Source organism: Azospirillum sp. UENF 211521 (assembly GCF_058780535.1).
Genome location: NZ_JBSNCF010000001.1, coordinates 3,356,451 through 3,381,691 on the forward strand (window position 1 = coordinate 3,356,451; position 25,241 = coordinate 3,381,691).

Here is a 25,241-nt window from a genome sequence, read left to right on the forward strand (position 1 = left end):
GGGGAATCGAATCACGGGTTGCCGGCCTTGGGAATCCCTCTCAGTGAGTCAGCGGCTCCGCTCGCCGGTATTATTCGGACTTCCTCCCGCCGTCCAGCGCCCCGACCCGCTTCTTCAGGTCGGACACGTCCGCGTGCATCCGCTTCAGCCGGGCCAGCCCCTTGTACTGGTCGAAGGCGCGGTCGCGCGGCACCGCCGGATAGCCCATGTAGACGGCCTTGGCCGGGATGTCCGTCCCCACGCCGGAATTCGCCGCCACCACCGCGTCGTTGCCGATCTTGACGTGATCCGCCACGCCGACCTTGCCGGCCAGCACCACGCGGTCGCCGATGGTCGTGCTGCCGGCGATGCCGACATGGCCGCACAGCATGCAGTTGGTGCCGATCTGCACGTTGTGGCCGATCTGCACGAGGTTGTCGATCTTGGTGCCGGAGCCGATGCGGGTCGCCGTGATGGTGCCGCGGTCGATGGTCGCGTTCGCCCCGACCTCGACGTCGTCGCCCAGGATCACCGTGCCGATGGAGTTCACCCGGTGGATCAGCACGTTGGTGCCGACCACCTTGCCCGTCGCCTTGGCCGATTCGACGCTGCCCGGCTCGGGCGTCACGAAGCTGAAGCCGTCGTTGCCGACCGCGGCGTTGGGGTGGATGATGCAGCGCTCGCCCATCACCACCCGCTCGCCGATGCGGGCGCCGGGGTGCAGCAGGCTGTCCTTGCCGATCAGCGCGTCGGCTCCGACCGTGGCGTGCGGCATGACGATCACGCCCTCGCCCAGCACCGCCCTCGGCCCGACATAGGCTAAGGGACCGACCGACACGCCCGCCCCCAGGATGGCCTCCGGCGCCACGAAGGCGGCGGGGTGGACCCCCGGCTCGGCGTGGACCGGCTTCTCGAAGACGGTGGTCAGGCCGGCCATGGCGAAGCGCGGGCGCTTCACGACGATCCAGCCCTTCAGGTTGGCCGGCGCCTCCGCGCCTTCCGCGATCACGGCGGCGACGGCCCGGCCGTTGGCCAGCAGCTCCGTCAGGCCCTTTTCCATGGCGAGCGCCAGATCCTCCGGCCCCTCGGCCTCCGACGGGTGGACGGCACGGGAGATTGGCAGCGTGCCGTCGCCCTCCAGCGCCGCGCCCAGGGCGGCGGCGATCTCGGCGAGGGTGACCGGGGCGGCGGGGGAAACGGGAGTCATGGCGGCGCTCTGGCTGTCGGTCCGAAGAGGCCGGGACGCTACCACGGCGGGCCGGTGCTGGCGAGGCCCGGCGCTTTTTGTCATGCGCGGGCTTCGCTCATTCCCCGGTCTGCAGCAGCGCCCCGCGCACCCGCGCCTGATGGAAGGAATAGAGGAAGGCCGCCGTGCACAGCCCCATGAACAGCGCGTTCAGCCCGACCGCCCAGGCCAGATGGTCCCAGCGCATCGTGCCGTCGAACAGGATGGCGCGCATCCCCTCGAAGACGTGGGCCGACGGCAGCGACAGGGCCACCCATTGCAGCCAGCCCGGCAGGACGCTGACCGGGTAGTAGACGGCGCTGACCGGGGCGAGCATGAAGACGACGATCCAGGCCAGCCCTTCCGCCCCCATGCCGTAGCGCAGGATCAGCGCCACGATGACCAGCCCCAGCGACCAGCCGAAGACGATCAGGTTGGCGAAGAAGCCGGCCAGCGGCAGCCCGAGGTCGAACAGCGAATAGCCGAACAGCGGGATCGCCAGCAGCGCCGCCGGCACCACGCCGATCACCGTGCGGATCAGGCTCATCCCGAACAGCGCCGCCACCCATTCGCCGGGGCGCAGCGGGCTGACGAAGAGATGGCCGAGGTTGCGCGACCACATCTCCTCCAGGAAGGACACCGACACGCCGAGCTGGCCGCGGAACAGCACGTCCCACAGCAGCACCGCGCTGACCAGCACCCCCGCCCCCTGCGCCACCCAGGCGCTGGAGGAGGCCATGAACTGGTTGATGTAGCCCCACAGGATCATCTGCATGGTCGGCCAGTAGGCCAGCTCCAGGAAGCGCGGCCAGGAGCCGCGCAGCAGGTACCAGTAACGCAGCACCATCGCCCCGACCCGGCGCAGCGAGAAGGCCGGGTTGGCGTGAACCATCGCAGCGGCGTCACTCGGCAGCATCGGCGGCCTCCCGGCTGACGTTCTCCGCGCCGGCGCGGTCACGGGCGATGTCGAGGAACACCTCCTCCAGCGAGGTCCGGCCGTAGCGCGCCAACAGCCCCGACGGCGACCCGCGGTCGACGATCCGCCCCTGACGCATCATCAGCACGTCGTCGCACATCCGCTCCACCTCCAGCATGTTGTGGGAGGCGAGCAGGATGGTGGCCCCCGACTCCAGGCGGTAGCGCTCCAGATAGGTGCGGATCCAGTCCGCCGTGTCGGGGTCGAGCGAGGCGGTCGGCTCGTCCAGCAGCAGAAGCTCCGGCCGGTTGAGCAGCGCCTTGGCCAGCGCCACCCGCGTCTTCTGCCCGGCCGACAGCCCGCCGGAGGGGCGTTCGAGGAAGCGGGTCAGCTCCAGATGCTCGGCCAGCTCCTCGACCCGCCGTTTCACCCCCTTCAGCCCGTAGAGATGGCCGTAGACGGTCAGGTTCTCCCGCACGGTCAGCCGGTGCGGCAGCTCCACATAGGGCGAGGAGAAGTTCATGCGGGGCAGCGCCGCGTGACGATGGCGCACCATGTCCACCCCCAGCACCTCCACCGTGCCGGAGGTCGGCAACAGCAGCCCGAGCAGCATGGAGATGGTCGTCGTCTTGCCGGCCCCGTTGCCGCCGAGAAGCCCGGTGACCGACCCCGCCGCGACGGTGAAGGAGATGCCGTCCACGGCGGTGACCTCGCCGGACCGGGCGGTGCCGTAGCGTTTGGTCAGGTTCACGGCCCGGATGGCGTGCTGTTTTGCGCATTGATCCATAGGCGGAGAATATGGCCGCTTGGCGTGCAAACGCCAGAGTGGCAAAACAGCACCCAGCCATTCGATGTGACGCCGCGGGAAGAGCGGCCTTGCCGGAAAGTCCGTCCCCATGACCGTCGGTTCCGCAACCGCCGCCACCTCCCTTCGCCACGCCATGACCCAGGCCGGCCGGCCGGGTCCGGCCCAATGGACCAACCTGGACGGGCGAGTCACGCTGCGCACCCTGATCCTGATCCGCTGGATCGCCGTGATCGGGCAGCTCGCCACCGTGGCGACGGTGCAGCTCGTCATGGGCTTCCCCTTGCCGCTGGGGCCGGTGCTGGCGGCCATCGGCGCCTCGGTGCTGCTGAACCTCGTGGCGATGGCCCAGCGCGGCGGGCGGCTGCGGCTGGCCGACCGGGACGCGGCGCTCTATCTCGGCTATGACATGCTGCAGCTCACGCTGCTGCTCTATCTGACCGGCGGCCTCGCCAACCCCTTCGCCATCCTGCTGCTCGCCCCGATGACGGTGGCCGCGGCGATCCTGTCGCGCTACAGCGTGGTTCTGCTGACCGGCCTGAACCTCGTCTGCCTGACCGTGCTGGCGATGTGGCACTTCCCGCTGCCCTGGCCGGAGCCGATGCCCTCGGTCGCCCCGCTCTACGCCTTCGGCATCTGGCTGTCGCTGTCGGTGTCGGCCGGCTTCATCAGCGGCTACGTCTTCCGCGTGGCCGAGGAGGCGCGGCGCTTCGCCAACGCCCTGTCGGCCTCGCAGGTGGCGCTGGCGCGGGAGCAGCGGCTGTCCTCCCTGGGCGCGCTGGCCGCCGCCGCCGCGCACGAGCTGGGGTCGCCGCTCGGCACCATCGCGGTGGTGGCGAAGGAGCTGCTGCACGACATGCCGCCGGACAGCCCCTTCACCGAGGACGTGGCGCTCCTGCAAAGCCAGGTGATGCGCTGTCGCGAGATCCTGGCGGAGCTGGCCCGCAAGCCGGAGGCCGACGGCGGCGACCCGTTCGAGCGGCTGCCGCTGACCGCGCTGGTGGAGGCGGCGGGCGCGCCGCACCGGCTGGGCCACATCCAGTTCACGGTCGAGCGCAGCGACGGCTCCGTGGGGGAGGAGCCGATCGTCCGCCGCAGCCCGGAGATCATCCATGGCCTGGGCAACTTCATCCAGAACGCCCACCAGTTCGCCGACGGGCGGGTGACGGTCGCCGCCTCCTGGGACGCGCGGTCGGCCACGGTGGTGGTGATGGACGACGGGCCGGGCTATCCCGCCCATCTGCTGAGCCGCATCGGCGAGCCCTACCTGTCCGCCAGAAGCGAACGGTCGGGCCATATGGGGCTGGGAATCTTTATTGCACAAACGCTGCTAGAGAAAACGGGTGCCCTTGTAGCCTTTAGCAATAACCGTAGCGGCGGCGCGCGAGTTGTCGTACGTTGGGACCGTGGTGTCTTAGAACCAGAGGACTAGTGGTGGATAGCGCGATGACCACGGACGAGAGTCCAACGGGCGAAACCGCCAAGCTGACGTTCACGGGTGACGTTACCCGCAGCCTCCTCATCGTCGACGACGACGCGCCTTTCCGAACCCGCCTTGCGCGCGCCATGGAAAAGCGCGGTTTCAACGTGGTCGCCGTGGACAGCGTGCAGCTCGGCATCGACGTCGCCCAGGAATCGGCACCGGCCTTCGCGGTGGTCGACCTGCGGCTGGCCGACGGCAGCGGCCTGGACGTGGTCAAGACCCTGCGCGACGCCCGCCCCGACGCCCGCATCGTCATGCTGACCGGCTACGGCAACATCGCCACGGCGGTGGCCGCGGTGAAGGCCGGCGCGGTGGATTATCTGCCGAAGCCGGCGGACGCCGACGCCGTGGAATCCGCCCTGTTGGCCGACGGCCGCCCGCTGCCCTCGCCGCCGGAAAACCCGATGTCCGCCGACCGCGTGCGGTGGGAGCACATCCAGCGCGTGTTCGAGCAGTGCGACCGCAACGTCTCCGAAACCGCCCGCCGGCTGAAGATGCACCGCCGCACCCTGCAGCGCATCCTGAACAAGCACGCCCCGCGCGGCTGATCCCGCTTTTTCCAAAACAACAACGCCCCCTCTCCACGTCGGTGAGGGGGCGTTGCCGTTTCGGGCTCACCTCACGCCGGGGCGGGCTGGCGCGCGGCCTCCGGCGGCTTAGGGCGGTGGGCCGCGACGCAGGACAGGACGCTGCCGGTCACGCAGACCAGGGCGGCCAGCTCCATCCCCGTCGGCAGCCGCTGCTCCCACAGGAAGCCGTAGAGCAGAGCGAACAGGGTCTCGAACAGGATCATCTGCCCGACCAGGGTCAGCGGCAGCAGCCGGCTCATCCGGTTCCACAGGGCGTTGCCGACGATCGAGGCGAGGATGGCCAAGCCGGTCACCACGGCGGCGAAGCGCAGCCAGTCCCCGGCGGCGTGGCCGCTCTGGGCGAACAGGAAGGCGGGAACCGCGAGCAGCAGCGCCTGGGCGCCGGTCACCACGCCGGTGAGCAGGCTCCAGTCATGCGCCGAGACGTGGCCGAGCCGGGCGAGCCAGCGGCTGTTGCCCACGGCGTAGACCGTCCAGGAGACGAGCGCGCCGACCGCGCAGAGCAGGCCGGTTAGTTCGGCCATTGGCATCCCCGTCCGGCCATCACCCAACCTGTCCCCCAGCGATTGCCAGCCGATGCACAAGATTCCGGTCGCGCCGAGCAGCAGCGACGGGACAAGCTTCCGGACCGGAACCGCCCCATGATCCCGGCTGCCGATGACGGTGACCGCGACCGGCAGGAAGCCGATCACCAGCGAGGTCATCGCCATCCCGCCCACCTGAACGGCGGAGGCAAGCAGCGCGTAATAAAGGATGTTGCCGAGCAGGCTCAGCCAGGCCAGCGCCCACCACTCGCGCAGACCAAGCCCGGCGCGCAAAGCGCGCCAGCGCGGCGCCACGAGCAGCACGGCGAACAGGCCGTAGGCGAGGTAGCGCCCGGCGGCGAGTTGGAGCGGCGTGAAGGCCGAGGCCAGTTCCGGGGCGAGGAAGACCAGTCCCCACAAGGCCCCCGCGGCAATGCCGCAAGCGATCCCCAACCACGTCGTGCCCATTCTTGCTCCCGACCCTCACTGGTTTCCGGGGCGAAGATGGCATGGGGCGCGGCGCTGGTCTTGTCCCGGGCTACGGACTTTTGTGCCGGGTCTCGCGGCTTTGGCGCCGGTAGGCCGCGGGGGTCAAGCCGCTGGCCCGTCGCATCGCCCGGGTGAAGGCGCTCTGGTCGGCGTAGCCGGCACGGTAGGCGATCTCCGCGATGGACAGGTCCGACCGCGCGAGCCAGTCGCGCGCCCGCTTCAGCCGGACCTCTGCCAGCCACGCGCGCGGGGTGGTGTCCAGTTCGGCGCGGAACAGGGCGTGCAACCGGCTGACGCTGACGCAGGCGCGCTCCGCCATCGTCTCGGCGGTCCACGGCCTGGCGAGGTCGGGCTCGACCGCGGCCAGCAGGGTTCCAAGCCGCGACCGGGGCCGCGCCGGTTCCTCGGCAAGCGCGTCGAGCAGCAAGGGCACCCAGAGGCGCAGGGTGTCCGCCGACACGCCACGGCTGTCCAGCATCAGCCCCATGTAGTCGATCAGCTTGCCGGCCACCGGGGTCAGCGCGACGAAGGGATGGCGGATCAGCCGGTCGCCGGTCGCGGGTTCCAGGAGAGTCGGATCGAGGTCCAGGATGAGCGAGCGGTTTGGCCCCTCGCTTCCCTGGGTGTGCGGGGAGCCGGCTTCGACGAACGCCGCCCGGCACGGCCCGAGACGGCCGCCCTTTCCGGCGATGTCGATCTCCAGGGCGCCGCTCAACGGCAGGACGAGCTGAGCGAAATCGTGCCGGTGGGCGCTGTGCGCCGCGCCGTAGCTGCGGACATCGATGCTGAGGCGCGGCGATGTGGACATCACCCTCCTATAGCCGAAACCCGGCGCGCCGGCCACCCGCCGAAAGGGGACGGTGCGGTCTGCCGCTTGGCGCCCTGCTCCCGGTCCCTCACTTTTTGATGGGGCAGCTCCGCACGCCGAACAGGGTGTAGGCCGGGCAGAAGCCGACCACCGCGGTCAGCAGCGGGACGAGGCCGATCCAGCCCCAGGGGGTCTGCGGGCCGACGAAGACGAGGGCGATCAGGACGAGGCCGACGATGGCGCGCAGCGCGCGGTCGATGGTGCCGACGTTGACGGGCATGGTGCACCTTATGGACTGGTGTGAGCGGTTGGTGCACCCATCCAAGCCCCTTTCCGCCCGTCGGTCTGTGACTCCGTCACACCCCGCCCGACCGCTCCAGCGCCAGCAGCGCGTCGGGATCGCGCACCCCGACGCGGCCGCGCGACAGCTCCACGAGGCCGCGCCGCTCGAACTCCTTCAACTGGCGGCTGACCACCTCGCGCGCCGTGCCCAGCTCGACGGCCAGCGTCTGGTGGGTGGTGTCCAGCCAGCCGCGGGCGTCGCGGTGGTCGACCAGGAAACGGGCCAGCCGCAGGTCGATGCGCCCGAAGGCCACCTCCTCCACCAGCATCATCATGCCGAGCAGCCGCGTGCCGAAGGAGGCGAAGACGACGTCGCGGAACACCGCGGAGCGCGCCAGCAGCTCGTGGAAAGCCCCGGCCCCGAGCGCGACGGCGTCGAGGTCGGTCTCCGCCACCCCCTCGGCGCTGTAGTCGGCGCGCGTCATCAGGCAGGCAGTGGTCAGGATGCAGGTCTCGCCCGCCCCGACGCGGTAGAGGACGATCTCCCGCCCGGTTTCGGCGGTCATCTGCACCCGCACCGTGCCGTCCAGCAGCATGAGAAAATTGTGGCACAGGCTGCCGATGCGGAACAGCACCGTGCCGCGCGGCACCGCCATCCGCGCGCCCTGCACGCGCAGAACAGCGCGCGCGTCGGGCTCCAGCGCGGCCAGCGCCGGAAACGCCCTCACCCAGAATTCATCAATCTTTTCAATATGTTGCGGTAGCATCCCCGGCCCCCTTCGATCGGCGATGACCATTATCGGCGAAGGGGCTTCCCCGGTCCACCCCAAGCCCTCGTCCTGGGCCACTCCACCCATGGCGTCTCCGGGGAGGGTACCCAAAGAGCGTGTCTTCCCCACCATATGCCCTCCGGGCAGCATGAAACGGCCGGACGGTCGATGACGTTCTAGGCACCGTAACGCCCCGAACGGGGTGCCGTTCGGCATGCGAGGAGGACCCGCTTTGGCCACCCAGGACATTCAGGATCAACCCCAGCGGCGGCAGTCGGCACCGGTCCCCGGACCGGTCTCGTTCGACCTGTCGACCGCAGCGGCCAGCGCGGTGCGCCGCACCACGGGCATGCTGCTGCGCCACAAGCTGCTGATCGGGACGGTGATCGTGCTGGGGACGGGCATCGCGGGTCTCGTCGCCCTGCGCATGACGCCGCTCTACACCGCCCAGACCCTGATCATGGTGGAGCACCGCAAGAACCAGGTGATGAACTACCAGGAGGTCGTCTCCGGCCTCTCGACCGAGCTGGGCGCCCTGCAAAGCGAGGTGGCGATCCTGAAATCCCCCGCCTTCGCGGAAAAGGTGGTGAACAAGCTCGGCCTGATGAACGACCCGGAGTTCAACGCGGCGCTGCGGCCCGAGCAGACCAACTGGTTCTACTACCTGAACCCGCGGAACTGGGTGCCCGACTCCTGGTGGAACAGCGCCCGCGGCGACCGCCCCGAGATCGCGCTGAGCCCGGAGGAGAAGGCGGCCAACGAGCGGACCTCGGTCGTCAACAGCTTCATCGAAAATCTGGCGGTGCGCCCGCAGGGCCGCTCCTACGTCATCGCCGTGGATTTCGACAGCGAGGACCCGCGCAAGGCCTCGCTCATCGCCAACACCATCGGCGAGATGTACCTCGTCGACCAGCTCGACGAAAAGTTCAAGGCGGCCAAGCGCGCCACGGCTTGGCTGGAGGAGCGCATCACCGAGCTGCGCCGCGAGGCCAAGACGACCGGCGAGGCGGCCGAGAAGTACCGCGCCGAAAGCGGCCTGACCAACGCCAACGGCGAAACCACCCTGATCGCCCAGCAGCTGGCCGAGCTGAACACCAGCTACGTGCTCGCCCGCACCAAGCGGCAGGAGGCGGAGTCGAAGCTGCGCGAGGTCTCGACCCTGGCGCAGAGCCCGCGCGGCGTGTCGGCCATCGGCGACGTGCTCGGCTCCCCCCTGATCCAGGCGCTGCGCCAGCAGGAGGTCGAGCTTCAGCGCAAGATCGCCGAGGCCGCCAACAAGTACGGCGCCCGCCACCCGACGCTGACCGCGTTGCAGAGCGAGCTGCGCGACCTGCAGGGCCAGATTCGGGCCGACGTGAACCGCATTGTCCAGAACCTGAGCAACGATGTGGAGGTGGAGCGCGGGCGCGAGGCCGCCCTGAAGGCCAACCTCGACCAGCTCCAGGCCCAGCGCAACCAGCAGCAGGAATCCAACGTGACGCTGCGCACGCTGGAGCGCGACGCCGAGACCTCGCAGACCATGTACGAGGCGATGCTGACGCGCTTCCAGGAGATCGCCGGCCAGACCGAGATCCAGCAGCCCGATGCCCGCATCGTGTCGGAGGCGGCGATCCCCCTGAACCCGTCGCAGCCCAACAAGAAGATGATCGTCCTGCTGGCCCTGGTCGCCTCGGCGACGCTGGGCGTGCTGCTGGCGATGCTGCGCGAGCAGTCGGAGCGCGGCTTCCGCAGCCCGCACCAGTTCGAATCGGCGACCGGCGTGCGCTCGCTCGGCATCGTCCCGGCCATCGGGCGCCGCCGCCGCGGCACGTCGCCCGCCGACTACGCCGTCGACAAGCCGATGTCGGCCTTCGCCGAAGCGATGCAGAACCTGCGCACCACGCTGCTGCTCGCCAACCCGGACGGCCACCAGCGGGTGATCCTGTTCAGCTCCTCCGTCCCCGGCGAGGGCAAGAGTTCCATTGCCGCGGCCTTCGCCCGCATCTGCGCCAACGCCGGCCAGAAGACGATCATCCTGGACTGCGACATGCGCCGCAAGGGGCTGCACCCGATGCTGGGGCTGGAGAACCGCCACGGCCTCTACGAGGTGCTGTCCGGCGAGTGCGCGCCGAACGAGGTGATCCAGACCGACCCGCGCACCGGCCTGCATTTCATCGCGTCGGGCCGCGGCTCCGCCCTGCCGCAGGACATGCTGGGCTCCAGCCGGATGCACCAGCTCATCTCGCGGCTGGCGCTGGAATACGACCGGGTGATCCTGGACAGCCCGCCGGTGCTGGCGGTGTCGGAGGGCAAGCTGCTGGCGGCGCTGGCCGACCAGACGGTCTTCATCGTGCATTGGGGCAAGACCAAGCGAGAGACCGCCATGGCCGGGCTGAAGGAGATCGTCGAGGCGGGCGGCGAGGTCGTCGGCGTCCTGTTCTCCCAGGTCGATATCCGCCGCCACGCCCAATACGAGTTCCCGGACAGCGGGCGCTACCACGGCTACCGCCGCTACTACGCGAACTGACGGCGGCGCTTGAGAAAAGCGGTCGCGTCGGTCCCCCCACCCAACCCTCCCCCCGCTTTCGCAGGGGGAGGGTTGGGTGGGGGCCCAGCGCCCGCGTTTGCCCACACACCCGAAAAGACCGAATGACCGCCGCCAAATGACTGCCGCCAAATGACTGCCGGACGACGCATCTTCCTGAACATCCGCGCGCTGGGGCTGGCCCGCGTCGCCACGCTGCTGAGCGGGCTGATCACCACGGCCTGGACCGCGCGCGCGCTCGGACCGGACGGGTTTGGCGTGCTCGGCTTCGGCACCTCCATGCTCGCCTACGCCGCGCTGTTCGTGAATCTCGGCCTGTCCACCTACGCCGTGCGCGAGATCGCCCGCGATCGGGAGAAGGCGACCGATCTTGCCGACCACGTGCTGACCCTGCGGACGCTGCTGGCCGTGCTGGTCGGCGGGCTCTACGCCCTGTTCGTGCTCCAGCTCGACAAATCGGCGCTGGTCAAGGCGGTGCTGCTGGTCCAGGCGGTGCAGCTGCTGGGCAACGCGCTGCTGCTCGACTTCGTCTATCAGGCGACGGAGCGGATGAGCGTCATCGCGGTGCGCGAGATCGGCACCTCACTCGGCAACATGGTCGCCGTGCTGGCGCTGGTGCGCGGGCCGGACGATCTGGCCATCGCCGCCGGCATCACCGCCATCTCCTTCGTCATCAACGCCGCCCTGATGCTGGCCCGCTTCAGCCGCGATTTCCGGATGCCGCGGCCGCGGGTGGACCTCGCCAAGTGGCGGGAGATCCTGAGGACCTCCGCCCCGATGGCGGTCAGCGTCTTCGCCTGGGCGCTGTTCTCGCACCTCGATCTGGTGATGCTCGGCTTCATGGCGCCGCAGACGGAGGTCGGCTGGTACGCCGCGGTGACCAAGCTGCTGGTGCTGTCCCTGACCGCCGGCAACATCATCCTCAGCGCCTTCATGCCGCAGCTCGCCGCCGCCTACGGCGACCGCGAGGCGATGCGGGCGCGGATGCGCGACTATGCCGCGACCATCCTGTCCATCGGCGGTCTGATCGCGGCGGGCGGCCTCACCCTGGCGCCGGCCATCCTGGGCACCGTCTTCGGCCCGGCCTACGCGCCGGCCGCCGACACGCTGCGCCTGCTGATGATCGCGGTCGCCATCGTCCACATCAACCTGACCATGGGCAACCCGCTGCTCGTCTGGCACCGGCAGACCGGCTACATGACCGCCATCCTGGTCGGCGGGCTGACCAACGCGGCGCTCAACCTCGTCCTGATCCCGCGCTACGGGATCGAGGGCTCCGCCGCCGCCACCATCGTCGCCGAGCTGACCGCCATGACCGGCCTCGCCTGGCTGCACCGGCGGGCGGTCGGCCAGCTCTATCTCGGCATCGCCGCGCGGGCGGCGCTGTGCGCGGTGCTCGCCATGGGCGCCACCATGGGGCTGACCCACGCGCTGCCCGACCTGATGGCCCCCGCGCACCCGCTGCCCGCCCTGCTGATCGGCGGCAGCGCGCTGGTCGCGGTCTACGCGCTGGCGGCGCTGGCGACCGGGCTGGTCCGCCCGTCGCGGCTGCGCCGGCTGATCGTGGCGGCCGCATGATGCGCCCGCCTCATCCCGAATCCCGAAGGACGCCGCCCGGACGCGCCCTTGGCGCCGGTCCGGGGTACCACGAACAAAACAATGCCCGATCAACGGCATAGCCAATTCACGCCACCCCGAACGGCCGGAACAATGCCGCGTTGCAAGACGTTCGGATTGCGCATGGCGCGGGTGGCGGATGGCGGCGCCTTTGGATGCATGCTCCAATCACTAAGCAGGATCGAAAGACTATGCTCCCAAAGTCCTTTCCCGACCGGAACGTCTGCGTGCTCGGTCTCGGCTATGTCGGGCTGACGCTGGGCGTGGCCATGGCGGACGCGGGGTTCCAGGTGCACGGCGTGGAGGTGCGGGACGAGGTGCTGGACAAGCTGGCCCGCGGCGTCCCCCATTTCCATGAGCCGGGCCTCGCCGAGAAGCTGCGGCACGTGATGGAGCGCGGGCGCTTCACCTTCGGCCGCACGCCGGAGAGCGCCCGGGACTGCACCGTCTTCATCATCACCGTCGGCACCCCGCTGGACCGCGACGGCCGCGTGCGCACCGACATGATCGAGGCGGCGACCCGCCAGGTGGCCGACCGCATCCAGGACGGCGACCTCGTGATCCTGCGCTCCACCGTGAAGCTGGGGACCACCCGCGAGGTGGTGGCGCCGATCCTGCGCCGCACCGGCAAGCGCTTCGACATCGCCTTCTGCCCGGAGCGCACGCTGGAGGGGCAGGCGCTGGTCGAGCTGAACCAGCTTCCCCAGATCATCGGCGCGGAAAGCGTCGAGGTGGCGGCCCGCGCCTCGCAGATCTTCGGCATGCTGACGCCGACGACGGTCAAGGTCTCGACGCTGGAGACGGCGGAGATGATCAAGCTGGTGGACAACACCTACCGCGACGTCACCTTCGCCTTCGCCAACGAGATCGCCCGGCTGTGCAACGCCATGGAGGTGTCGGCGCTGGAGGTGTCGCGGGCGGGCAAGCTGGGCTACCCGCGCACGCAGCTTCCGCTGCCCGGCCCGGTCGGCGGCCCCTGCCTGGAGAAGGACCCGCACATCCTGATCGAATCCGCCCGCGAGTTCGGGGTGGAGATGGACATCACCGCCGCCGGCCGGCGCATCAACGAAAGCCAGCCCCACGAGGTGTCGCGGTTCCTGGAGCGGCTGACCGGCTCCATGCAGGGCTTCCCGCAGGAGCCGACCATCAGCCTGATGGGCCTCGCCTTCAAGGGCCGCCCGGCGACCGACGACCTGCGCGGCACCATGGCCAAGCCGCTGTTCGAGGAACTGCGCACCCGCTTCCCCAAGGCGCGCTGGCGCGGCTTCGACGCGGTGGTGGCGGCGGACGACATCCGCAGCTTCGGGCTCGAACCGGCCAACAGCATGACCGAGGCGGTGGACGGCGCCAACCTCGCCGTCATCCTGAACAACCACCCGGTCTTCACCTCCATGCCGCTGCCCGATCTGGCGCGCCGCATGGACCGGCCGGGGGTCATCTACGACTTCTGGAACAACTTCAACAGCCGTGAAGTGGACCTGCCCGAGGGCACGGCCTACGTGGCGCTGGGCAGCCACGGCGCCGCCCGCTTCGCCCATGTCGCTTGACGCCGCTGCCTGAGGGAACAGACCAATGCCGAAACATTACCTCGTGACCGGGGGCAGCGGCTTCATCGGCGCCGCCCTGGTCCGCCGTCTGGTGCGCGACGGGCACCGCGTCCGCGTGCTCGACGACAACTCCCGCGGCCACCCGCGCCGGCTGGGCGACGCCGCCCAGGCGGTGGAGTTCGTGTCCGGCGACATCCGCGACCCGGCGGCGGTGGACAAGGCGGTGCGCGGCGTCGACGGCGTGCTGCATCTGGCCGCCGTCAACGGCACCAAGCATTTCTACGAGAAGCCCGAGGTGGTGCTGGACGTCGGCGTGCGCGGCATGCTGAACGTGCTGGACGCCTGCCGGTCGAACGGGGTGGGCGATCTCGTCGTCGCCTCCTCCTCCGAGGCCTACCAGACCCCGCCGATGGTGCCGACCCCGGAGGACATCCCGCTGGTCGTGCCGGACGTGCTGAACCCGCGCTACAGCTACGGCGGGTCGAAGCTGATCTCCGAGCTGCTGGCGGTCAACTGGGGCCGCACCGGCTTCGACCGCGTCGCCATCTTCCGCCCGCACAACGTCTACGGCGCGGACATGGGCTGGGAGCATGTGGTGCCGGAATTCGTGCGCCGCGCCGTGGCCGCCATCGACCGCAGCCCGGAGGTCCTCGTGCCCTTCCCCATCCAGGGCGACGGCACCCAGACCCGCGCCTTCGTCCACATCGACGACGCGGTCGACGGCATCATGACGGTGATCGAGCGCGGCGAGCATCTGGGCATCTACCACGTCGGCAACCCGGAGGAGATTTCCATCGCCGAACTCGCCCGGCAGATCGTCGGCGTGCTCGGGCGGGTGGCGGACATCCAGATCGGGCCGCCCGCCCCCGGCGGCACCCAGCGGCGCAGCCCCGACATCGCCCGCCTCTCCGCGCTCGGCTACACGCCGCGCATCCCGCTGAAGGACGGTCTGCCCGGCGTGGTGGACTGGTACGCCGCCCGCAGCCGCGACGGCGACGCCCCGATCGCCAGCGCCGCCGAATAAGGGAACCGAGACCCATGGAGCGAAACAGCCGCATCTTCGTCGCGGGACACCGCGGCCTCGTCGGTTCGGCCATCGTCCGCCGTCTGGTGGAGAGCGGCTACAGCGACCTCGTGCTGCGCGGCCGCGACGAGTTGGACCTGACCGACCAAGCCGCGGTGCGCGCCTTCTTCGACCGGGAGAAGATCGACTACGTGATCCTGGCTGCCGCCAAGGTCGGCGGCATCCTGGCCAACGAGCGCTTCGGCGGCGACTTCATCCGCGACAACCTGCTGATCCAGACCAACGTCATCGACGCGGCCTGGCGGGCGGGGGTGAGGAAGCTGCTGTTTCTCGGCTCCTCCTGCCTCTACCCGAAGTTCGCGGAGCAGCCCCTGAAGGAGGAGGCGCTGTTGACCGGCCCGCCGGAGCCGACCAACAAGCCCTACGCCATCGCCAAGATCGCCGGCATCACCCAGTGCCAAGCCTACCGCAAGCAGTACGGCTTCAACGCCATCTGCGCCATGCCGTCAAACCTCTACGGCCCCGGCGATCATTTCGACCCAGAGGGCTCGCACGCCATCCCCGGCATGATCCGGCGCTTCCACGACGCGAAGACGGAGCAGGCGCCCAGCGTCACCCTGTGGGGCACCGGCACGCCGCGGCGCGAGTTCCTGTACGTCGACGACATGGCCGACGCCTGCCTGCACCTGATGGAGCGCTACGACGGCGAGGACATCATCAACGTCGGCCCCGGCGAGGACATCGCCATCGGCGATCTGGCCCGGCTGATCCGCGGGACCGTCGGCTACGAGGGAACGCTGACCCAGGACCTGAGCAAGCCGGACGGCCACCCGCGCAAGCTGATGGACGTGTCGCGCCTGTTCGCCACCGGCTGGCGGCCCAAGGTCGGGCTGGAGGAGGGCCTGCGCCGCACCTACGGCTGGTTCCTGGAGAACGCCGCCCCGCCGGCTCCCCGTCCCGCCGCCACCACGACCGGCGAAGCCGCGGAGTGACCGCCCATGCCCGATGACTCCACACCCCTGCGCGCCCGGACCGTGGATCCAGCCGCCCTCCCGCCATCGGTCCTCCTGGTGGCGATGAGTTACTGGCCGGAACCCGCCGGCAGCGCGCCGATGATGACCGACCTCGCCACGGCCTTCGCCGCGGCGGGGACGGACATGACCGTTCTGACCGCACGCCCCAACTATCCGGGACACGCCATCTACGACGGCTACGCCAACGGGGCGGAGGACCGCCGGACCGTGAACGGCGTGCGCATCGAGCGGCTTCTCACCATACCGCCGAAGGGCGGCGGCATGAAGGCCCGGCTGATCCACGAGGGCGTGCTGCACGCCGGCTTCCTGGCGGCCCGCGCCCGCGGGCGCGTCGCGCGGCACAAGGCCGTGCTGTCGCTCTGCCCCTCCATCTTCAGCGTCGGCGTCGCCGACCGCTTCCGCGCGCCGGGCGGCCGGCACATCGCCATCGTCCACGACATCCAGTCCGGCCTCGCCGGCGCGCTGGGCATGGGCGGCGGGGCTGCGCTGAAGGCCATCCAGGCGGTGGAGCGCACCGCGCTGAACCGCGCCGACGGCATCGTCGTGCTGTCGGAGGCGATGGCCGACGTGCTGCGCGACCTCGGCGTGCGGCGGCCGATCACGGTGATCCCGCCCCATGTCGACTCCGACGCCATCCGCCCCCTGCCCCGGCCGGAGGGCCAGCCTCCGACCGTGCTCTACAGCGGCGCCTTCGCCCGCAAGCAGGGGCTGGACCAGGTGCTGGAGATGGCCCGCCACCTCCACGCGCTGCGCCCCGACGCCCGCGTGCTGCTGCGCGGCCAGGGCGGGCTAGAGGAGGAACTGAAGGCCCAGGCCAAGGCGATGGCGCTGCCCAACGTGGAGTTCGCGCCGCTGATCGCCTCCGACCGGCTCGCCGAGGGGCTGGCGGAGGGCGACGTGCATCTGGTGCCGCAGCGTCCGGAGGGGGCGGCCTTCGCCATGCCGGGCAAGGCGGTGACCATCCTGGCCGCCGGACGGCCCTTCGTCTGCACCTGCCTGCTGGGCTCCGCGCTCGACCGGCTGGGGACGGAGATCGACGCCTTCCGGCGCACCCCGCCCGACGCGCCGGAGGCCATGGCGCAGGCCGTGGCCGACCTGTTGAACGATCCCGCCCGGAGCGCGGCCATGGGCCGCCGGGGCCGCGCCTGGGTGGAGGGCAACGCCAGCCGCAGCGCCGTCCTGGCGCGCTACGCCGCGCTGCTGCTGGGAGACGACGCCGCATGACGAAGCCCGCCCTGGTCTTTTCCTGGGAGATGTTCGGCCCCTACCACATGGACCGCTTGGAGGCGGTCGGGCGACGGCTCGGCCATCTCTACGACGTGGTCGGTTTGGAGGTCGGGTCGAAGTCCCACACCTACGCCTGGGACTCCACCGGGGAGGGGCAGCATTTCCGCAAGGTCACGCTGTTCCCCGGACGCTCCAAGGCGGACATCCCGTCCTTCCAGGTCTACCGAGCCCTGCTGCGCGAATGCCGCAAGGCGGGAGCCAGCCACGTCTTCCTGTGCCATTACGAGGAGCCCGACGTCTTCGCCCTGGCGGTGACGATGCGGCTGATGGGCCGGCGCGTCGTCAACATGAACGCCTCGAAGTTCGACGACAAGCCGCGCGTCCTCTGGCGCGAGGCGCTGAAGTCCCTGCTCTACAAGCCCTATCAGGCGGCGATCGGGGGCAGCCACCGCACGGTCGACTACTACCGCTTCCTGGGATTGCCCAAGGACCGGCTGTTCATCGGCTACGACACCCTGTCGCTGGAGCGGGTGCGCCGGCTGTCCGGCATGACTCCGGCACCCGACGGCGTGCCCTTCGCCGAGCGGCACTTCACGATCATCGCCCGTTTCGTGCCGAAGAAGAACCTGTTCCGCGCGGTCGAGGCCTACGACCTCTACCGCCGGCTGGCCGGAGACGCGGCGCGGCCCCTGCACCTCTGCGGCTCCGGCCCGCTGGAGACCGACCTGCGGGCGGAGGTCGCCCGGCGCGGGCTGGAGGAGCACATCATTTTCCGCGGTTTCCTCCAGGAGAAGGGGATCGCGGAGACGCTGGGGTCGACCCTGTGCCTGCTGCTTCCCTCGCTGGAGGAGCAGTTCGGGCTGGTGGTCAACGAGGCGCTGGCGATGGGCGTACCGACCATCCTGTCCGACCAGTGCGGCGCCCGCGACGTGCTGATCCGCAGCGGGTTGAACGGCCACATCGTCGAGCCCGACAACCCCGAGGGGCTGGCCCGCCACATGCTGTCCGTCGCGTCAGACGAGGCGGAATGGCGCCGCCTCAGCCTCAACGGACGGCCCTTCCAGGCGCTGGCCGACGCCGGCTATTTCGCGGAGGCCGTGGAGAAGGCCCTGCACAGCCTGGGCGCCCGCAAAGACGCTGCCCAAAGCACTGATGAAAGCGCCCGCAAGGGCACCCGTGAAAGCGAAGCCTGATGACCGACCGCCGCAACACCCCTCACATCGTCGTCTCGGGCCGCTTTCCCCCGCCCATGGACGGGATGAGCCGGGTCACCGCCCTGGTGCTGGACCGCCTGCGCGATCGCGGCCCGGTGGAGGTCGCGGACCTGTCGCCGGGCTGGAACGGCGGCGGCCTGCGCTACCACGCCGCCAAGGCGATGCGCGTGCTGCTGGCGGGCCTGCGTCTGGCGGCCGGGGCGACGATCCCCGGCCGGCGCTTCTACATGCCCGTCGATTCGGGGCTCGGGATCTTCTACACGGCGGCGCTGGCCGGCGCGGCACGGCTGTTCGGCTATGAGCGCACGCTGCACCACCACTCCTTCGCCACCATCTCCAGGCCGACCTGGCGGATGAGCCTGCTGACCCGGCTGGCCGGGACGGACTGCATGCATGTGCTGCTCTGCCCAGCCATGCAGGCGCGGTTCCAGGCGCTCTACCCGGCGGCGAAGACGGCGATGAGCGTCTCCAACGCCATCTTCACCCCGCCGGTGCCGCGCCCGCGCCACGGCAAGTCCGGCCCGCTGCGCATCGGCCATCTCTCCAACCTGTGCGCCGACAAGGGGCTGGACACGCTGTTCACCCTGCTGCGCGCCCTGCGGTCGGAAGGGGTCGACGTCAAGCTGGTGCTGGCCGGGCCGGGCCTGGGGCGCATGGACAACGCGCTGGTCGCCGCCGGCCTCGCTGCCTTCGACGGCGACGTGGAATATCACGGCCCGGTGGACGGCGACGCCAAGGCGGCCTTCTACCGCGACATCGACGTCTTCGTCTTCCCCACCCGCTACCGCAACGAGGCGCAGCCGCTGGTGCTGTTCGAGGCGATGGCGGCGGGCGTGCCGGTGCTGGCCTACGACCGCGGCTGCATCGGCAGCGACATTCCCCGCCCCGGCCTCGTCCCCCAGGAGCGTGACTTCATCCAGGCGGTGCTCCCGGCGCTGCGCCTGTGGGCCAAGGACCGCGACGCTCTGGCGCTCGCCTCCGAACAGGCCCACGCCCGCGCCCGCGCCGCCCACGAGGCCGGGCACAGCGGCATGGACGCGTTGCTCGACCGCATCGCCGGCCCGCTTCCCGAAGCCGCCGGAACCGCCGTCCGCCCGAAGCGCGCCATGGGATGAGTCCTCTCGATGGAATTTCCTGAAGGGCAGTCGCGTTTTCGGGTCGGCCGGCTGGACCCGCGGGCCGGAATGCGCCATCATCGCCGCATACATTCGCAATCCGACCGACTCGATGACGCCCGCCGACAAAGCCCCGTCCATCCGCTCGACCCGAGCCAGGGCCGTCCTGCCGGACGAATCCATCGACAGTGACACGAAAGCGGTTCACACTCCAACGGACGGACGCTCCACCGAGCCGGTTTCCGCGCAAGAACGGATGGCACGCATGGCTTACGTGACTCAGGACAAGTTCAACGAAGCCATCGATCATCTCGGCCATCACATCGACCGCCGGTTGACCGCGCTCGAAACCGAGGTGAAGTCCCTGCGCACCGACATGGTGCAGGGCTTTGAAAAGGTGGATCAGCGGTTCGAAGCCATTGACCAGCGGTTCGAGGCCATCGACCAACGCTTCGAGGCGATCGACCAGCGGTTCGAAAACCTCGAAGGGTCGTTGGCCGCGTCGAACAAGGTCCACAACGACAATCACCTGGAATTGAAGCAGATGCTCGGCGTCCTGCTCCAGGAAATCCGCAGCAAGTAACCGTCACACCCAGCGCGCCACCCTCACCCCCACGCCGGACAGGAACACCGCCACCCCGGCCAGCGCGCGGGCGGTCCAGGGCGGCGCCGGGTCCAGCCGGGCGGCGTCACGGGCGTGGAGGCGCTCGTCGAGACGGCAGGCCTCCAGCAAAGTCAACAGGTCCGGGTCGGGGGCGAGCCGCCGCGCCAGGGCGATCTGCCGGGCGTAATGCCCGTCCACCCAGGCCTCCACCCCGGCGACCACCGCGTAGAAATAGGGCGGCCCGAGCCACGCCGGCAACCCGCCCATCACCCGGCCCGACCAGCGCCAGAAGGCCAGCGGTGCGCTGCGCTTGTCCGGCGGCAGGACCGCCTCGAACAGCCGCAGGTGCCGCCGTTCGACCCTCCGGTGGGAGGCGGCGAAGCGCAGGACCTCCGGATCGCTGGTGGCGCCGGCAACCCCGTCGTAGAGGGCGACCGCCACGGTCTCGCCGACATGGCTGGCGCGCAGTTCGCGCCGGATGCGCGGCGGCAGGGCCGACAGGTCGAGTTGCAGCGGCGCCAGCCCGATCGTGGCGGACGGCGGGGCCTCCGGCGAGGGGTCGGGCGACGGGCTGTGCGTGTCCACCGGTTCAGCGCGCCCCTTCCGGACCGATGCGCGACCAGGGAAGCTCCTGGAAGCCGATCTTCAGGGCGGGGGAATTCGGGCGCAGGCGGTAATCGTCCTTCGCCGGGTTCATGAAATAGGGGTCCGGCTGGTTGCCCCCCTGAACGGAGCGCGCCTGCGTGCGCTCCACCGGCGCCCCCGGCGCGCGCAGCCCGCGGCCCGGCCGGTCGAAGATGTTGTTCTCCAGCCGGTACTCGCCGCCGGTCAGCGCGGTCACCAGCTGCTCCACCGGGACGCGGGCGTGGATGATGTTGCGGCTGGCCTCGTTGTCGCGCAGGAAGCCGGCCGTCCCGGCCTTCGGCACCCATTCGAAGCGCAGGAAGCGGTCGCGCTCGTCGGTCAGCACGGCGATGTTGTTCTCCACCCGGTTGCCGTCGCCGCCATGGATGAACACCGCCGCCCAGCCGGTGTCCTCCAGGAAATTGCCCTCGACCCGCACGCCGTTGGTCAGGTCGTCCAGATAGACGCCGAAGCCCTTGTAGCGGGTCATCCAGCGCCCCGCCGCGTCGGTGGCGATCCCGCCGGTTCCCCGGATGTCGTTGAAGCGGATGACCAGCTTGGTGTCGATGTCGCTGCGCCCCAGCGTCTCGATGGCGCCGAGGTCGGCGGTCTCCCGCCCGACGTCGCGGATGCGGTTGTACTCGATCACGTTGTCGGTGTTCTTGGTCTCCGGGTTCCAGTTCTTCATGGAGATGCCGTAGCGCGCGGCGTGCCGGATGTCGTTGTGGGCGATCCGTGTGCGGGTCACCCCGGCGCTCATGATGCCGCCACCGTAGAAGTTCACTTCGCCGACGTGGCGGATGGTGTTGGCGACGATCCGGTTGCCGACGCTGCCGGGGGTGAGTTCGATCCCGCTGCGCCCCAGATGCTCCAGCCGGTTTCCGCGCACCTCGCTGTCCGCGACGCCGACCAGCAGCACGCCAGTCCCGACGGCGGAGAAGCGGTTGTCGAAGACGCGGTGCCCCGAACCGCCGGCCAGCCGCACCGCCGCTCCGTTGTAGGGCACGTCGGCGAAGGACAGCCCGTCGAGCGTGATGGAGTCCGCCTTCTCCGTCTGGATCAGCGGGGCGGTGCGCGCCACCACCGCCTCGCCGTCGCGGGCGAAGCCCGCCGCGCCGTCACGGGCAAAGCCCGCCGGGTCGTGGGGGCGGAGCAGCAGGCGCCGATCCTTGGCGCTCCAGGCGAACTGGCCGGGGAATTTCAGGAAGTCGGGATGGCCGAGCAGGCGAAAGGTGCTGCCGTCGCGGAACGGGTACCAGCCGTCGCGGTCGAGGACCAGCGTGCCGTTGCGGTCGATGCGCTCGATGCCGCGGATGTCGTCGGCCTGCCGCTCGCGGTCGAGCGCCTGGACGCGCACACCGGGGGCCGCCCAGGCCGCCTGGACGGTGCCGGGCGGAAAGCGGAACTGCCGCTTGTCGCCGCCGCCCTTGGTCTGCTGGGCGACGAACCAGCCGCTGCGGATCGGGTCCTGCGGGTCGAAGGCGCCGCTCTGCGCCGCGCGCAGCCGCACCCCGCCGGCGCTGACGTCCAGCCCCGGTTCCCGCGCCAGCGGGGCGGAGACGACGCCGTCCCGCTCCGCCTTGAAGCCCGTCACCACCTCGCCGCCCGACAGGACCGGGGTCTCGCCGGGAAAGGCGGCGATGCGCAGCCCGGAATCCTCCGGGCCCAGCGTCACCGTGTCGGTCAGCCGGTGGGTGCCGCCGCGCAGCAGGATCAGGTGCAGGCCGCGCTTGCGCGCCTCCTCCACCGCGCGGGCCAGCGTGGCGACCGGGCCGTCCCGCCCGTCCGGGGTGGAGGCGGCGACCCGCCCGGACCAGCGGTCGTCGCCCTGGGGGGAGACGTGGATCGCCGGTTCGGCCGCAAGGGACGGGTGGGGACCAGCCAGGAAGAGGACCAGCCACAACAGCCCGCCCGCGAAGAGTCCAGGAATCCGGCGCGTCATATCACCTCCGTTCGGCACCCCAGCGAAACTGGCGGCGGGGGGCGGATGAAGCAAAAGCGCGGACGGGGTGCCTCGAAGGCGCGGCGCGGATAGCCCTGACCGGACGAACCTCGCCGTCTGCGCTCCCGGACGGGGGGACCCGACCGGGGCCGGCGGTGTTGCTTCCGGATGTGCCGCCTTCGCTTCCGGGGGCCGGCACGACGACACCGCCCCACCGGCCGCCACACCACCGGCCGTGGCTGGCGGTGCCGCGCGTTCACGAGGTAAGGCGGAGTCCGGCATGATCGAAACGGCGTTGATCGCGCAGGTGCTGGTGGTGGTCCTGGTCGTCGTGGTGTTCCTCAGCACCGGCACCGCGTCGATGTTCCACCCGCTGACCTACTATCTGATCTTCCACACGCTGGTCTTCGTGATCCGCCCGCTGCTGGTCCACGGCTTCGGCATCGACAACGCATGGCTGTTCATGGGCTACTGGCCGAGTGCCGCGGAGTTCGTGAAGTCGCTGACGGTCAGTTCGGTCGCGCTGGTCGCCTTCTCCGTCGCCTGCGGCTGGGCCGGGCGGGTCAAGCCGGACCTCAGCCGGGCGCCCACCTTCACCTTCGACCGGCTGGACATCACCGCCTTTGCCCTGACCGTGGCGGCGTTGGGGCCTCTGGCCATCTATTCGGCGATCCTGCGCCAGGACGGCGCCGACTTCACCGGCACCGGCGACGTGCAGATGGAGCGCGACCCGCTGACCGGTCAGCCGGTCTACGTCAACACCACCGGCTACATCGCCGAGGCCCATTCGATGGGCCTGCCGCTCACGCTGGGCATCATCTGGGTCAGCCGCTTCCACCCGCTGTCCTTCATCCCCTTCATCGCCTTCGTCAGCTACCGCGCCTATCTGGGCTGGGGGCGCTGGGCGATCATCATGGGCGTGCTGGGCATGGTGCTGCTGATCCTCTACCACACGCGCACCAAGTGGTTCCGCTGGTGGCAGCTCGCCTGCGGCCTGCCGGTGCTGCTGCTGTTCCACACGCTGGGCAACAACCGCGACTTCCTGCGCGGCGTGCTGGCCGGCACCGAGAATCCGGGCAAGCTGTTCAGCATCTTCCAGGGCGGCGAGGGCTCCTTCGTCGAGAGCGTGTCGAACCAGGACATCGCCAACTTCGACTTCCTGGCCTTCATCCTGTGGGCGGTGCCGCAGCAGTCGGGGACCTACACCTGGTTCACCCAGTATCTCCAGCTCTTCACCGAGCCGATCCCGCGCATGCTGTGGCCGGACAAGCCCATCGGCGCGCCGGTCAAATGGGTGTCGCTGCACGATTTCGGCAACTTCTCCAACCTGACCACCTCGCTGGCCGGCGACGGCTGGATGAGCGCGGGGTGGATCGGCGTGATCGTCACCATGGTGGTGGTCGGGCTGATCCTGGGCCGTCTGCACCGCTGGTTCTGGGAGTCGGGCTTCACCAACCGCTACGCGGTGCTGTTCTACTGCGCCTTCATCCCGCTGTCGCTGCAATGGTACCGCGACGGCAACATCACCATCGTCAAGTTCGGCTTCTTCTCGCTGCTGCCCATCCTGCTGTGGATCGGCGCGACCAAGGCGCTGCGCCTGTGGATCGGCGACTCCGCCGGGTCGCCGCTGGCGCAGAGCCGCATGTCCGTCTTCCGTATGCCGGGCTTCCGGTTCCCCGCGGACCGGGCGTGAGGCGACCGGTGGCGGCCGGTCTGGACAGGTTCCTTCTGCGCGGGCTGGCGCTGGCCGCCGCGCTGGTCCTGCCGCTGGCCTTCGCTCTGGACCCGCCGGACGGCGACCTGACGGAGCTGGGCGGCTTCGCCGAGAACCGCTTCGGCTCCCGAGCGCCCCAGGCGATCTTCGTGCCGCCGCTGGCCGAGGCGGCGCGGCCCGGCGCCGATTACGACGTGCTGGTGTTCGGCGACGGCTTTTCCCGTCCCGACGCGGAGGAGCGCCACGGTCGCTACGGCCATTACTGGACCGACCATCTGCGCAACCTGACCGGCCTGACCGTCGGCGTGCGGCCCGCGGATGCCGCGACGCTGGCCGCGCAACTGGTTTCCCCCGAGTTCCGCGAGCGCCCGCCGCGCGTCGTGATCCTGCAGTTATCGGAGAGCGCGCTGGAGACGCCGGTCGGCGGGCTGGAGCTGTCCACCGTCACCGCTCCCCGCCCCCACGGCGTTGCGGCCCCGCGCGCCCTTCCCGTCGAGCCGCTCAACCGCCAGCCGCGGTCCCTGGAGCGCAGCCGAGCCCAGGCCTGGAACCCGCCGCCGATCGGCCACGCGCTGGACCTGCTGGTCAAGGCGCTGCCGCGCGCGGTGCTGAACGTGACCGGCGGCCCGGTGCAGGAACGACCCCTGGCCTATGCCGGCCTGTTCAGCTCCGCCGCCGCGACCACGGCTCTCTTCCGCGCCCAGGATTTCCTGCCCTGGCGCGCCGACCACCGCCTGCTGGAGGAGCGCCGCGCGCGCCTGCACGCGATCCAGGACGCGGTGGAGGCCAACGGGGTGACGCGCTTCCTGCTGCTGGTCGCGCCGGACAAGGGGACGGTCTACGCCGATTTCCTGCTCGAACCGCCGCCCCACCGCTCCGCGGTGGACGAGGTGCTGGGCGCCGACCCGACGCTTCAGGCGGTGCCGCTGGCCGCCGGCCTGACGGCGCTGGCAGCCGGCGGGGTGCGCGACCTCTACGCGCCCAACGGCAGCCGCTGGGGGCTGGAGGGGCAGCTCTACGCGGCGCGGACGGTCGCCCGCACGCTGGGGCGGCTGGGCGTGCTGACCGGCGCCACCGACCCCTCGCCGGACGTCGCCATCCTGCCCTGCCGGCCAAGCCAGGGCGACTGCGCACCCACCCGCACCCAAACCGACTGATGGACAGGACCAGGAGGAACCGCCCAG

At 70.5% G+C, this 25,241-nt stretch carries 22 protein-coding genes; 13 read left to right on the forward strand and 9 right to left on the reverse strand.

The features are described from left to right. Positions 1 to 70: 70 nt before the first annotated feature. From lpxD to ACWPN5_RS15800, 3 genes are all read right to left on the reverse strand, one after another. Positions 71 to 1,186: a UDP-3-O-(3-hydroxymyristoyl)glucosamine N-acyltransferase gene (gene lpxD / locus ACWPN5_RS15790; RefSeq protein WP_492296217.1), complete on the reverse strand. Its 1,116-nt coding sequence runs from the start codon at positions 1,184 to 1,186 to the stop codon at positions 71 to 73. Positions 1,187 to 1,283: 97 nt separating this feature from the next. Next, entirely contained in the window at positions 1,284 to 2,120 is an 837-nt protein-coding gene (locus ACWPN5_RS15795; RefSeq protein ID WP_247888147.1) for an ABC transporter permease, read from the reverse strand. Then, a complete protein-coding gene (locus tag ACWPN5_RS15800) occupies positions 2,107 to 2,907 on the reverse strand; it encodes an ABC transporter ATP-binding protein (RefSeq protein WP_492296219.1) in 801 nt (266 codons plus the stop codon). The genes ACWPN5_RS15795 and ACWPN5_RS15800 overlap by 14 nt, the downstream gene beginning before the upstream one ends. A 109-nt stretch (positions 2,908 to 3,016) precedes the next feature. Here ACWPN5_RS15800 and ACWPN5_RS15805 point away from each other — a divergent pair, with 109 nt between their 5' ends. Continuing rightward, on the forward strand, positions 3,017 to 4,357 hold the full coding sequence (locus ACWPN5_RS15805; protein ID WP_459196013.1) for an ActS/PrrB/RegB family redox-sensitive histidine kinase: 1,341 nt from the start codon (positions 3,017 to 3,019) through the stop codon (positions 4,355 to 4,357). Between the two features lie 14 nt (positions 4,358 to 4,371). Continuing rightward, on the forward strand, positions 4,372 to 4,956 hold the full coding sequence (locus ACWPN5_RS15810; RefSeq protein ID WP_014239303.1) for an ActR/PrrA/RegA family redox response regulator transcription factor: 585 nt from the start codon (positions 4,372 to 4,374) through the stop codon (positions 4,954 to 4,956). Between the two features lie 71 nt (positions 4,957 to 5,027). Here the strand turns inward: ACWPN5_RS15810 and ACWPN5_RS15815 are convergent, their stop codons facing one another. From ACWPN5_RS15815 to ACWPN5_RS15830, 4 genes are all read right to left on the reverse strand, one after another. Next, positions 5,028 to 5,990, reverse strand: coding sequence for a DMT family transporter (locus ACWPN5_RS15815; protein WP_492296220.1), 963 nt, complete (start codon positions 5,988 to 5,990; stop codon positions 5,028 to 5,030). A 70-nt stretch (positions 5,991 to 6,060) separates the two neighbouring features. Then, entirely contained in the window at positions 6,061 to 6,819 is a 759-nt protein-coding gene (locus ACWPN5_RS15820; RefSeq protein WP_145681333.1) for a helix-turn-helix transcriptional regulator, read from the reverse strand. Between the two features lie 88 nt (positions 6,820 to 6,907). Further along, entirely contained in the window at positions 6,908 to 7,099 is a 192-nt protein-coding gene (locus ACWPN5_RS15825; protein ID WP_145681332.1) for a YgaP family membrane protein, read from the reverse strand. A 76-nt stretch (positions 7,100 to 7,175) separates the two neighbouring features. Next, a complete protein-coding gene (locus tag ACWPN5_RS15830) occupies positions 7,176 to 7,829 on the reverse strand; it encodes a Crp/Fnr family transcriptional regulator (RefSeq protein WP_492296223.1) in 654 nt (217 codons plus the stop codon). A 274-nt stretch (positions 7,830 to 8,103) separates the two neighbouring features. Here ACWPN5_RS15830 and ACWPN5_RS15835 point away from each other — a divergent pair, with 274 nt between their 5' ends. The 9 genes from ACWPN5_RS15835 to ACWPN5_RS15875 all read left to right on the forward strand — a co-directional run bounded on the left by ACWPN5_RS15835 (position 8,104) and on the right by ACWPN5_RS15875 (position 19,756). Continuing rightward, positions 8,104 to 10,377: a GumC family protein gene (locus ACWPN5_RS15835; RefSeq protein ID WP_145681330.1), complete on the forward strand. Its 2,274-nt coding sequence runs from the start codon at positions 8,104 to 8,106 to the stop codon at positions 10,375 to 10,377. A gap of 150 nt (positions 10,378 to 10,527) precedes the next feature. Further along, complete coding sequence (locus tag ACWPN5_RS15840) at positions 10,528 to 11,973, forward strand: flippase (protein ID WP_492296224.1); 1,446 nt, start codon at positions 10,528 to 10,530, stop codon at positions 11,971 to 11,973. A 230-nt stretch (positions 11,974 to 12,203) separates the two neighbouring features. Then, positions 12,204 to 13,559 (forward strand): nucleotide sugar dehydrogenase, encoded by a 1,356-nt coding sequence (locus tag ACWPN5_RS15845; RefSeq protein ID WP_145681328.1) that lies wholly within the window; start codon positions 12,204 to 12,206, stop codon positions 13,557 to 13,559. A gap of 25 nt (positions 13,560 to 13,584) precedes the next feature. Next, positions 13,585 to 14,583 (forward strand): NAD-dependent epimerase/dehydratase family protein, encoded by a 999-nt coding sequence (locus ACWPN5_RS15850; protein WP_492296225.1) that lies wholly within the window; start codon positions 13,585 to 13,587, stop codon positions 14,581 to 14,583. A 14-nt stretch (positions 14,584 to 14,597) separates the two neighbouring features. Beyond that, the gene (locus ACWPN5_RS15855) at positions 14,598 to 15,575 is read left to right on the forward strand and encodes a GDP-L-fucose synthase family protein (protein ID WP_492296227.1); all 978 of its coding nucleotides are present in this window, start codon (positions 14,598 to 14,600) and stop codon (positions 15,573 to 15,575) included. Between the two features lie 6 nt (positions 15,576 to 15,581). Next, positions 15,582 to 16,841, forward strand: a complete 1,260-nt coding sequence (locus tag ACWPN5_RS15860) for a glycosyltransferase family 4 protein (RefSeq protein WP_492296229.1) — start codon at positions 15,582 to 15,584, stop codon at positions 16,839 to 16,841. Next, positions 16,838 to 18,037 (forward strand): glycosyltransferase, encoded by a 1,200-nt coding sequence (locus ACWPN5_RS15865; protein WP_492296231.1) that lies wholly within the window; start codon positions 16,838 to 16,840, stop codon positions 18,035 to 18,037. The genes ACWPN5_RS15860 and ACWPN5_RS15865 overlap by 4 nt, the downstream gene beginning before the upstream one ends. Further along, positions 18,037 to 19,173, forward strand: coding sequence for a glycosyltransferase family 4 protein (locus ACWPN5_RS15870; RefSeq protein ID WP_492296233.1), 1,137 nt, complete (start codon positions 18,037 to 18,039; stop codon positions 19,171 to 19,173). The genes ACWPN5_RS15865 and ACWPN5_RS15870 overlap by 1 nt, the downstream gene beginning before the upstream one ends. Positions 19,174 to 19,285: 112 nt before the next feature. Further along, the gene (locus tag ACWPN5_RS15875; protein WP_145681323.1) at positions 19,286 to 19,756 is read left to right on the forward strand and encodes a hypothetical protein; all 471 of its coding nucleotides are present in this window, start codon (positions 19,286 to 19,288) and stop codon (positions 19,754 to 19,756) included. A gap of 3 nt (positions 19,757 to 19,759) precedes the next feature. Here ACWPN5_RS15875 and ACWPN5_RS15880 read toward each other — a convergent pair whose 3' ends face one another. Both ACWPN5_RS15880 and ACWPN5_RS15885 read right to left on the reverse strand, forming a co-directional pair. Beyond that, the gene (locus ACWPN5_RS15880; RefSeq protein WP_492296235.1) at positions 19,760 to 20,362 is read right to left on the reverse strand and encodes a demethoxyubiquinone hydroxylase family protein; all 603 of its coding nucleotides are present in this window, start codon (positions 20,360 to 20,362) and stop codon (positions 19,760 to 19,762) included. Between the two features lie 4 nt (positions 20,363 to 20,366). Then, positions 20,367 to 22,343 (reverse strand): right-handed parallel beta-helix repeat-containing protein, encoded by a 1,977-nt coding sequence (locus ACWPN5_RS15885; RefSeq protein ID WP_492296236.1) that lies wholly within the window; start codon positions 22,341 to 22,343, stop codon positions 20,367 to 20,369. 280 nt (positions 22,344 to 22,623) lie between these two features. Between ACWPN5_RS15885 and ACWPN5_RS15890 the strand changes: the two genes are divergently transcribed. Further along, positions 22,624 to 24,036, forward strand: a complete 1,413-nt coding sequence (locus ACWPN5_RS15890; protein WP_145681320.1) for a hypothetical protein — start codon at positions 22,624 to 22,626, stop codon at positions 24,034 to 24,036. Next, a complete protein-coding gene (locus tag ACWPN5_RS15895; protein ID WP_492296238.1) occupies positions 24,033 to 25,214 on the forward strand; it encodes an alginate O-acetyltransferase AlgX-related protein in 1,182 nt (393 codons plus the stop codon). Before ACWPN5_RS15890 ends, ACWPN5_RS15895 begins: the two co-directional genes overlap by 4 nt. The last annotated feature ends 27 nt before the right edge of the window (positions 25,215 to 25,241 follow it).